The organism is bacterium (assembly GCA_039961635.1).
Taxonomy (GTDB): domain Bacteria; phylum 4484-113; class 4484-113; order JAGGVC01; family JAGGVC01; genus JABRWB01.
This window is the reverse complement of the sequence record JABRWB010000033.1, coordinates 1-9,165: the sequence shown is the minus strand read 5'-3', so window position 1 is coordinate 9,165 and position 9,165 is coordinate 1. Positions and strand designations below refer to the sequence as shown.

Below are 9,165 nucleotides of genomic sequence, written 5' to 3'. Positions count from 1 at the left end.
GGGCGACGACGACCAGCGAATAAAGCGCGAGAAGGATGTTGGCCGCGAACGCCGCGAAAACCACGCGGCGGGCGGCCTCCTTTCCCAATCCTTCGTTGATCAGGTCTATGAGCGTGAAAGTGAGGGCGAATATATAAATTGCCGCCGGAACCGTGAATGGGCCGAGCGTAGTGATTTTCCCCGCTGTCACATTCGCGATCAACTCGCACGCGACGTAAAGCACGATCACGTAAGTGGCATGTATCTTAAGCACGGCCGAATGATAACAAACACACCGAATGCGCACGTCAGGCGCGCCATGAGGTAAACTTCCGCCGTGGCGCTATACGTTTTACGCCGTGTGCTTCAGCTTGTTCCGGTGCTCTTCGGCATCAGCGTGATCACGTTCTCGATGATCTATCTGATTCCCGGCGATCCGGTCCAGCTGATTATGGGACAGCACCAGGATCCTGCGATAAAAGCCAGTATCCGGCACGAGCTGGGATTGGATAAGCCGGTAATTGTTCAGTACGGAACGTACGTAGGCAGGGCGATAAAAGGCGATCTCGGCCGCTCGTACGTCAAGCGGCGCAAAGTTTCCGAGCTCGTGTCGGAGAAATTCGAGGCGACGCTTATCCTGACGATAAGCGCGATGGTATTCGCGATCGTCTTCGGCGTCTTTGCGGGGCTGGTTTCCGCCGCGCGCCCGAACAGCGTTTGGGACTATCTGATGATGGTCGTCGCTGTGATAGGCATTTCGCTGCCCGTCTTCTGGCTTGGCCTGATGCTGCAAATATTGGCGAATCATGTCAACGCCGCACTTTCCGCAGGCCAGGTTGCGACGATTATCCCGGTTTCCGGTTATTTCAGCGAGGGCGCGCCTTGGCTCAAGAACATCCGTCACTTGATTCTTCCTACAATCACGCTTGCTACGATTCCGATGGCGATTATCGCCCGAATGGTGCGAAGCTCGATGCTTGAAGTGATGAATCTCGAATTCATCCGAACCGCCCGCGCAAAAGGCCTTCCACAACGCGTCGTAGTAATCAAACATGCGTTAAAAAACGCGCTCATTCCGATAGTCACGGTCATCGGCAACAACTTCGCCATCCTGCTTACAGGCGCGGTGCTTACCGAGACGGTCTTTTCCTGGCCGGGAATGGGACGGATGATGGTGGACGCCATAAACCAGCGCGACTTCCCGGTCGTGATGGGAGGGGTTCTGGTAATGAGCATAGTATTCGTGCTTGTGAATCTGGTGGTGGACGTTCTCTACGCCTGGATAGATCCGAGAATCCGCTACGAATAGTCAGATAGGCAAATCCGGGAGAAATTGCGGTAATACGTTTTTCCGATTTGCATTCCAGCCCGGATTGGGTATAATGCCCGTCCAACTTCCGGCCCAGGCCGGGATTTGCGTTTTTCCGGCCGTTTGGCCGGCTTGGTGGAACTATGAAGAAGAACTTTCATCCAGAGCTTGCGGAAGTCGAGGCGAGGTGCGCCTGCGGGGCCACCTACAAGGTGCTTTCCACGCGCAAGGAACTCAAAATAGACCTTTGCAGCGCCTGCCACCCGTTCTTCACGGGCAAGCGCACCATCGTGGACACGACGGGCCGTGTAGAGAAATTCGAGCGCCGCGCTGCGATGGCCGGCGCAAAAAAGCAAGGCTAGGTACACCAACCATTTTGCCGATATGGGGCAAGCCGGCTGCCGCGTTTTCGTACGGGCGTTGAGGTAGTATATCCCGTGTCAAATTCATCCAACGTGGCGCGTACCGACAGGGCTGCAGAGGCCGCGCCTTTCGCGTACGGCGGCCAGGCCGTCATAGAGGGCGTGATGATGCGCGGCAAAAAGCTCGCTGCAGTCGCCTTGAGGCTCGGCGACGGAACGATCGAGGTTCACGACCGCCCCGTTACGACCAGCTTCCCCCGCAAGCTTATCGAAGCGCCTTTTGTTCGGGGCTTTTTCCTTCTCTGGGATATGCTGGGGCTCGGAATGTGGGCGCTCAACCTTTCGCAGGAAAGATACGCGCAATCGCATTTGGGCGAGCAGGCCAAGACGAAAAACAAAGTACTCGACTACATCGTAATCGGATTGTCGCTTGCGCTCGCCTTGGTGATTTTCAAGGCGCTGCCCACTTGGATTACGCAAGGGCTTGGAAGCGTCGGCGTTCTCGGCTCGGCTGGTTCCGAATCGGGCGGAATCGGCTCGCTGCTCGTGAAAAACGTCGTCGAAGGTTTAATCCGGCTCGCGATATTCGTCGGGTACATTGTCGGCATATCGCGGCTCGCCGAAATCCGCCGCGTTTTCGAATACCATGGCGCGGAGCACACCGTAATCAACGCGCATGAAAGCGACAAAGACAATCACTCGCTCGACTTTATCGCATCGTTCGATACGCTTCATCCGAGATGCGGCACGAGCTTTATCGTGATAATGGTTGTACTTATGGTTATTCTTATGAGCTTGACGGACGCGATAATCGTCCGTACGTTTTACGCCGGAACCGGCCTCTCCTGGCCTCCGCTCTGGGTCAGGCTCACGACGCGTCTTGCCGTCGTTCCAGTGCTTTCCGGAATCAGCTACGAGATTATCAGAAACGCGTTTCGATACAGGCACATCAAGCTCGTTGACTGGTTTTTGACTTTCGGTATGGCGTTCCAGCGCCTTACGACGCGCAAGCCCGACCGCGGCCAACTTGAATGCGGCCTTGCCAGCCTGATGCGCGTGCGGGAAGTTGAGGAAGGGATTGACGTATCGCGAATCACGTTCGAAAGTCCTGTGAGGTTTAAAGGCCGCGAATCGGAAGTTTCCAGAGAGGAACACAAATCGGATGAGTCGGAGCCGATAATGGCTGCGGCAGGAGATGGGGGCGAAATGAATGTGGAATAAGCTCGAGGAAATTGAAAGCCGGTACGCCGCGCTTGAGCGGGAACTCGCCGATCCGGAAATAATCTCGGACCGCGAGCTTTATATAAAGAAAAGCAAAGAATACAGCGACCTCGGAGATTTCGTTGCGCCGTTTCGCGCATACAAAAGTCTTTCCGCATTGTTAGAAGAAAACCGGGCGGTGATGGAATCGGCCGGCGACGCGGAACTCGAGGCGATGCTTCGCGAGGAAAACGAAAAGCTCGCGGCCAAAATGAACGAGCTTGAATCCGAGCTGAAAACGCTTTTGGCTCCTTCAGATCCCAACGACAAGAAAGATGTCATCATCGAAATCCGCGCAGGCGCGGGTGGTGAGGAATCCGCGCTTTTTGCATCCGAGCTGCTGCGGATGTATCAACGATATTGCGACATTCACCACTGGCGTATGTCCGTTCTCGATATGAACGACATAGGAATCGGCGGCGTGAAGGAGGTCGTCGCCGAAGTTCACGGCACGAACGTTTATCGCAGCCTGCGGTTCGAAAGCGGCGTCCACCGCGTACAACGCGTGCCCGTAACGGAAAGCTCCGGCCGCATCCACACAAGTACCGTGACGGTCGCGGTGCTTCCCGAAGCGGAAGAGGTGGATGTGGAGGTTTCCGAGAAAGACATAAAAATCGATGTGTACCGTTCGTCGGGTGCGGGCGGCCAGCATGTAAATAAAACTTCGAGCGCGGTTCGTTTGACGCACTTGCCGACGGGAATCGTGGTTGCGTGTCAGGACGAGCGAAGCCAGCACCAAAACAAGGAAAAAGCGATGAAAATCCTGCGGGCGCACCTATATCAGATAGAGCAGGAAAGACTTGCACAGGAGCGTGCGGCCGATAGGAAAGGTCAAGTCGGTACAGGCGAGCGTTCGGAAAAAATCCGCACCTACAATTTTCCGCAAAACCGCGTCACCGACCATCGCATCGGTATTTCTCTTTACAACCTGGATAAAATTTTATCCGGCGAGGCGCTTGATGATTTGATCATTCCTTTGCAGCAGGATTATCAGGCGAAATTGCTTGCGAAGGCAGGGGAATAGGTTTCGGTATTGGCCGTTCAATTTTTATCATAAACAGCTATTCCACCCACATCCTGCGCAATCCACAACCGTCCCTCGCCGTCAAGTGCGATTCCCTCCTGCGCGGCGCCCGGTAGGGTCTCCCACCGCGGTTCTTCAATGGCGTTATCGGGATTAATTATCTCAAGCAAGTTGCTCCAAGCATGGGAAAGCCAAAGCGTTCCCTCGGCCTCGTTCCACATTATGTCTCCCAGGTTTATTTGCTCGCCTTTGAACACCCATTCGATTTCGATCGGAAGCGGCACTTTCGGATCCTCCCCCCCCTCCTTGGGAATCGTAACGCGCAGTACGCACGTCGGATCGTCCTGGTTCGCCAAATAAAACCTCCCGCCCAGCGGCGCGCCGCGCTCAGGCCGGAACGCGATACCTTCAATTCCGTTTCCCGCATTTTTTATAGCCATCCGCCCGTTGAATTCACGCTTGACCACGAAAGCGCGCAACAGCGTCATTTTATCGCCGTCAACTTCGTACACCTTGTCGCGGAATTCGTCGGCGACGTAAATCCGCCCGTTCGAAGTGTTAATGGCGACGCCTTCCAGGTCGCGCCCCAACTCAAGCTTGGAAATGAATTCCAAAGCGGGATACTCCTTGCCCCCCTGCGAGACGGATGTAATTTGCTTGTATTTCTGCAGCGACGCAGGGCGATTCGCCCCGCCGTCGTCCACCAGCCAGACGATGCCAGCATCGGCGTCGATCGCGATGCCCGACGGTTCCTGGCATTGCGGGACGTCGATAAACGCGGCGAACTCCCATCTTGACGGGGTCACCGTAAAGTCGAAATCGGCCTTGCCTTTTGCCTTGAAATTGGCGGCAATCCATAATGCCGCCGCAATAAGCGCAACCGCCGATATCTGAAGAACCGAAAGCCTTGAAAACCCGGGTTTGAAACTCATAACGTGCGATTCTAGCATCCGCAAATCCGCGCCGTCGCAAACCTGGCCTGCTTGCCGCGAGTAATTCCTTGATATCCGATAACCCGCCTATACCCGGACGCCTGCCGCGGCTCCTTCCCGTATAATTCGCTTATGTGCCTTGCCGTTCCAGGCAAAGTGGTCGATATCTCCGGCGACGAGGCGGTCCTCGAAATCGCCGGGCTGTCCCAGCGCGCAAACATCGGCCTTCTGCCCGATATAGCCGTCGGCGAATGGTGCTTGGTCCACACGGGCTTTGTAATTCAGCGGCTCTCGGAGGAGGAGGCCGAGGAATCGCTGAACTTGCTTCGAGAGTATCTTGAAGCCGTGCCCGAAATGCTCGGCGCGCCGGATTGCGGGCTTGATTCGGGCAGTCCGGGGGACGGGAGCGGCCCGAAATGAGCGGCGATTTCCTCGCCGGTTTCAGGAATCCGGAGGTTGCCCGCTCGCTCGTCGAAAGGATACGATTGCTCGCCGCCGCGATTCAATCGGGCGACGCATCGGGCAAATTCAGCGGCGGACAGCCGATCAACCTGATGGAAGTGTGCGGCACGCACACCGTCAGCATCTTCCGCAGCGGGCTGCGCTCCATCCTCGATACCATCCCCGGCCTGCGGCTGCTGTCCGGCCCCGGCTGCCCGGTCTGCGTCACGTCCGTGCGCGACGTCGACGCGGCGCTCGCGATCGCATCCCGGCCGGACGTCACGTTCGCCACTTTCGGCGATATGGTAAAGGTTCCAGGCACCGTAAAGTCCTTCGCACGGCTCAAGGCGGAGGGGGCGGACATCCGGCTCGTATATTCGCCGATGGAGCTGATCGCGATTGCGGAATCCAATCCGAAGCGTCAGGTCTCGTTCTTCAGCGTGGGATTCGAAACGACGACGCCCGGCATCGCGTACGCGCTGAAACGCGCGAAGTCCCTTGGCATCCGCAACCTGACGATCGTCGCGGCCAACAAAGTCGTCCCGCCCGCGCTCGCCGCGCTCTGCAAAAATCCCGATCTGAACCTGCACGGATTCATCCTCCCCGGCCACGTGAGCACGATCACCGGTGCCGCACCTTTCAAGCCCATCGCCGAGCGCTTCGGAATCCCCTGCGCGATAGCCGGATTCGAGCCGGTGGACATCCTTTCCGGAATCGCCGCGCTCCTTGCGCAGATCCGCGAGGGCAGGGCGCAGGTCGAAATTCTGTACGCGCGCGCCGTCCCGCCCGCGGGAAATATGCACGCCCGCGCCGTAGTTTCGCACGTGTTCATGCCCTGCGACGCGGAGTGGCGCGGAATCGGCGTCATCCCGCGCTCCGGGCTGAAGCTCAACGCGCAGTACGAAGACTACGACGCGCTGCGCCGGTTTGAAATAACCTCGGGCGAGTCGCGCGACAACCCGCTGTGCCGCTGCGGCGATGTGCTGATCGGCAAGTCGCTTCCGACGGAATGCCCGCTGTTCGGAAAGGGCTGCGACCCGGAAAAGCCGATCGGCGCGTGCATGGTTTCAAGCGAAGGAACGTGCTCGACGTATTACAGGTACGCGGGGAAGGGAACGTAGGGGCGCACCGCGTGCGCCCGCCACCCGAAGATCCGATTAATTAACCTCAAGTTACGGTTGAATGCCTTGAATTCCGCGCCGAAAAAAAAGGCGGCCCGGTCGCGCCTGACCGCCATTAAATGTCTTTCGCCGATTGTGCCGGGGGATTAGCCCTCCTGCATCGCGCTCTGGAAGAGCCCGACCGAGTTGCCGAACGGATCCTCGAAGATCGCCGACCAGCCGATGTTTGGAATCTCGGTCTTGGGCATCGAGACTCTTCCGCCGAGCTCCGCGATCTTCCCCGTGTAGTCTTCAATCTCCTTGACCAGGATGTAAACGCACGGCGAGCCGCCGGGCTTGCCGCCCTCGTGGTTCGAGAATCCCCCGCCGGGCTGCCCTCGGCCGTCTGGAAGACCACGTACATGTCTCCCATATCCTGGAACGTCCAGCCGAAAAGCGCTCCGTAGAACGCCTTGGCCTTCGCCAGGTCGGGCGCCCAGAATTCGACGTGACAGATTGTGTTGTACGACATGCCATACCTCCGGAAAATGTGTTGTTCCCCGACAGGGGTGCGCCATTGTATCGAATACAAAACATATGTCAAGTATCTGCAGCCCGGAAAGAAAAAAACCTGTCGAACCGCCCGCAATCCGTCCGTAGGCGGCTACTTTCGCCCCGCGGCGGCCTTTCGCGACTCGTCCCACTTCTCATACCTGATTCCCTTGCCCGTTTCCAGGTAGCTCGCCAGGCTGTCAAGCGCCCATTTCCAGCCGGTCTTCATATCGTCCGCGCATTTCTTGTCCGATAGCTTCGAATGAATCACACGGACAACCGACTTGCCGCCGGGCTTCGCCTCGAACTGCACCTCGACCACCGTGCCCGGCGAGTGCTTTTCGTTCTCCCATGTGAACCGGATCAGCTTGTCCATTACGATCCGCCTGAAAACGCCCTTGTCGTTGTCGCCGTTGGAGTAGGCGCCGCCCTCCTCGAACTTCTGCTTCGCCCCCGTCGTGAACCACTTGTTCAGCTTCGCCGCCTTCGCCCACGCGTCGAACGCCTCGAATGCGGGCGCGGCGATCGTCTTGGACACCGAAATCTGGAATCCGTCCGGCCGCTCGTTCACCTGGCGCAGGCCGCGGGCGCGCTCGTACTCGACCGTCACCATCTGGCTCCACCAGGCGGGAACGTTATGCTTTTCATACAGGTGATACGCCGCGTTCCTGTGGCCGTTCGCTTGCACGTCGAATTTGTCGAGCACCTTGAACCAGTGCTCCCAGCTCTTGCCTGTAGCCTTGCGCACCGCATCGTCGCTAATCGAGCGTGCGGCCGCCGCCTCTGGTTTTGCAGCCATGCCGTTTCCTCCGGGGGAAGATTGCCCGTAATTCATACCCCGTTTGCCGCACTTTCATTTTGGCGATCTACCCGCATTTCCGGCAGACGAGGACTCCGCTTCCGATGGGAACCACCAGCGAGTCCACGCGCACGTCCTCATCCACTTCGGCCAGGAACTCCTCCATCTCGTCCCGGTGGCTTATCGCGTTGTCCGCCGCCAGGATTCCCCGCTTGACCAGCCGGGGCACGATCATCCCGTAGAACTCACCGTAGTCCGCCTTTTCCGCGTCCAGGAAACAGAACGCGATGTCCGGCGGCTTGTTCGGGTCAATCTCGTCCGCCAGCCGCTTTTTGGCGTCGCCGATAACCAGCTCCACCTGCTCGCTGCAGCCCGCCGCCCGGTACGACTCGTACGCCACCAGCGCCCGCGCCGGGTCGATTTCGTACGTCGTCAGCTTCTCGCCGCGCTCCTTCATCGCCAGCGACAGCCACAGCCCCGAGTACCCGCCGGACGCGCCGATTTCGATGCACTTGCCCTCGGGCGCTGCCGCGGCCAGAAGCGCCAGAAACCGCCCGGTCTCCGCCGGCACGCTCCACAGCCGGCCGGGCGGCGGCGCGGGCAGCTCGCCCCGGTCCATCGCGGCGAGCTTCGCCATCCGCTCCTTCATTGCATCCGAGATCGTGTGGAACATAAGCGTGAGCCTCCGATGTGAAGTGTAGCAGAGCAGAGGCTCGCCCCATTGGGATTGCGCCGATTCTCTGGAGCGAGGCCTTCCAAGGCCGCGGCATCGCGTAAATTGTGGGATTGCACCGGCATTGCGGTGCCGGGAATCCATATCTGTCCCGCCAGCAAATTCCCGCCGGGACGGCGGGCCTCCTGCCAAGCCCGTCGTATGCATGCTCGACGGTCACGCCGACCGATGCGATGTTGTGCTCAAGAAGCCTGTTCTCGTGGTCGTACTCGAAAGTATTGGTCAGCTGGTTGCCGCCGTTCCAGGTTTCGGCTACCTGGGTGATGTTGCCCGCCGTATCGGTGGTGACCGCCGCGACGTAATTGTTCAGGTTCGTGTTCTCGGTTATCTGGGTGAGCCGTCCCTGGGCGTTGAACGTGTAGTTGAAGTTGCGTGCGGGGTATAGGTTCCCCGCAATCGTCAGGTTGGTGCGGTTCCCGGCGCTGTCGTAGGTATGGTCGAACTGGAAGCGGGGCGTCCCGCCGTTGGTCATCTTCTCCTGCTTGATCCGGTTGAGCCGGTCGAAAGCGTGATGTAGCGCGGGCTTCCAGCCCGCGATATCCGGGGCTGAAAGCCCCGGGTACATTTCCCCGTCGTCGTCTCGGCCCTGGTGTACCCGAACGTGTTGCTGGGCAATCCTGCCGGTGAGTAATTGTAGTCGTACTGCTCAAGCGTGGCGGGAACGGTGTTTTCGA

Annotated in this window: 12 protein-coding genes; 7 read left to right on the top strand and 5 right to left on the bottom strand. The window is 58.6% G+C overall.

Going from position 1 to position 9,165, the window contains the following annotated elements; all coding sequences use genetic code 11:
- The coding region (locus tag HRF49_05515; GenBank protein MEP0814106.1) for a VUT family protein at positions 1–253 on the bottom strand (253 nt) is incomplete at its 3' end.
- 63 nt (positions 254–316) lie between these two features.
- On the opposite strand from HRF49_05515, the gene HRF49_05510 reads away from it, so the two are divergent.
- The 4 genes from HRF49_05510 (at position 317) to prfA (ending at position 3,934) form a co-directional block, all read left to right on the top strand.
- A complete protein-coding gene (locus HRF49_05510) occupies positions 317–1,288 on the top strand; it encodes an ABC transporter permease (GenBank protein MEP0814105.1) in 972 nt (323 codons plus the stop codon).
- A 143-nt stretch (positions 1,289–1,431) separates the two neighbouring features.
- Positions 1,432–1,650: a 50S ribosomal protein L31 gene (rpmE, locus tag HRF49_05505; GenBank protein MEP0814104.1), complete on the top strand. Its 219-nt coding sequence runs from the start codon at positions 1,432–1,434 to the stop codon at positions 1,648–1,650.
- 75 nt (positions 1,651–1,725) lie between these two features.
- A complete protein-coding gene (locus tag HRF49_05500) occupies positions 1,726–2,871 on the top strand; it encodes a DUF1385 domain-containing protein (GenBank protein MEP0814103.1) in 1,146 nt (381 codons plus the stop codon).
- The gene (prfA, locus tag HRF49_05495) at positions 2,861–3,934 is read left to right on the top strand and encodes a peptide chain release factor 1 (GenBank protein MEP0814102.1); all 1,074 of its coding nucleotides are present in this window, start codon (positions 2,861–2,863) and stop codon (positions 3,932–3,934) included. Before HRF49_05500 ends, prfA begins: the two co-directional genes overlap by 11 nt.
- A 17-nt stretch (positions 3,935–3,951) precedes the next feature.
- Here prfA and HRF49_05490 read toward each other — a convergent pair whose 3' ends face one another.
- Positions 3,952–4,884 (bottom strand): esterase-like activity of phytase family protein, encoded by a 933-nt coding sequence (locus HRF49_05490; protein ID MEP0814101.1) that lies wholly within the window; start codon positions 4,882–4,884, stop codon positions 3,952–3,954.
- Positions 4,885–4,998: 114 nt separating this feature from the next.
- Between HRF49_05490 and HRF49_05485 the strand changes: the two genes are divergently transcribed.
- Both HRF49_05485 and hypD read left to right on the top strand, forming a co-directional pair.
- Positions 4,999–5,286, top strand: coding sequence for a HypC/HybG/HupF family hydrogenase formation chaperone (locus HRF49_05485; GenBank protein ID MEP0814100.1), 288 nt, complete (start codon positions 4,999–5,001; stop codon positions 5,284–5,286).
- Positions 5,283–6,428, top strand: a complete 1,146-nt coding sequence (gene hypD / locus HRF49_05480) for a hydrogenase formation protein HypD (protein ID MEP0814099.1) — start codon at positions 5,283–5,285, stop codon at positions 6,426–6,428. The genes HRF49_05485 and hypD overlap by 4 nt, the downstream gene beginning before the upstream one ends.
- 146 nt (positions 6,429–6,574) lie before the next feature.
- Here hypD and HRF49_05475 read toward each other — a convergent pair whose 3' ends face one another.
- From HRF49_05475 to HRF49_05465, 3 genes are all read right to left on the bottom strand, one after another.
- Positions 6,575–6,985: a hypothetical protein gene (locus tag HRF49_05475; protein MEP0814098.1), complete on the bottom strand. Its 411-nt coding sequence runs from the start codon at positions 6,983–6,985 to the stop codon at positions 6,575–6,577.
- 86 nt (positions 6,986–7,071) lie between these two features.
- Positions 7,072–7,758 (bottom strand): SRPBCC domain-containing protein, encoded by a 687-nt coding sequence (locus HRF49_05470; protein ID MEP0814097.1) that lies wholly within the window; start codon positions 7,756–7,758, stop codon positions 7,072–7,074.
- A 67-nt stretch (positions 7,759–7,825) separates the two neighbouring features.
- Positions 7,826–8,431: a class I SAM-dependent methyltransferase gene (locus tag HRF49_05465; GenBank protein ID MEP0814096.1), complete on the bottom strand. Its 606-nt coding sequence runs from the start codon at positions 8,429–8,431 to the stop codon at positions 7,826–7,828.
- Between the two features lie 238 nt (positions 8,432–8,669).
- Here HRF49_05465 and HRF49_05460 point away from each other — a divergent pair, with 238 nt between their 5' ends.
- Positions 8,670–8,876 carry a hypothetical protein gene (locus HRF49_05460; GenBank protein ID MEP0814095.1) on the top strand — a complete coding sequence of 69 codons (207 nt, stop codon included), beginning with the start codon at positions 8,670–8,672 and terminating at the stop codon, positions 8,874–8,876.
- The last annotated feature ends 289 nt before the right edge of the window (positions 8,877–9,165 follow it).

What these genes read in the sequence shown, in the direction of transcription:
- HRF49_05490 (MEP0814101.1), bottom strand. Translation starts at nt 4,884, where the DNA reads ATGCTAGAATCGCACGTTATGAGTTTCAAACCCGGGTTTTCAAGGCTT.
- HRF49_05475 (MEP0814098.1), bottom strand. Translation starts at nt 6,985, where the DNA reads ATGGCGCACCCCTGTCGGGGAACAACACATTTTCCGGAGGTATGGCAT.
- HRF49_05485 (MEP0814100.1), top strand. Translation starts at nt 4,999, where the DNA reads ATGTGCCTTGCCGTTCCAGGCAAAGTGGTCGATATCTCCGGCGACGAG.
- HRF49_05465 (MEP0814096.1), bottom strand. Translation starts at nt 8,431, where the DNA reads ATGTTCCACACGATCTCGGATGCAATGAAGGAGCGGATGGCGAAGCTC.
- rpmE (MEP0814104.1), top strand. Translation starts at nt 1,432, where the DNA reads ATGAAGAAGAACTTTCATCCAGAGCTTGCGGAAGTCGAGGCGAGGTGC.
- prfA (MEP0814102.1), top strand. Translation starts at nt 2,861, where the DNA reads ATGTGGAATAAGCTCGAGGAAATTGAAAGCCGGTACGCCGCGCTTGAG.
- hypD (MEP0814099.1), top strand. Translation starts at nt 5,283, where the DNA reads ATGAGCGGCGATTTCCTCGCCGGTTTCAGGAATCCGGAGGTTGCCCGC.
- HRF49_05470 (MEP0814097.1), bottom strand. Translation starts at nt 7,758, where the DNA reads ATGGCTGCAAAACCAGAGGCGGCGGCCGCACGCTCGATTAGCGACGAT.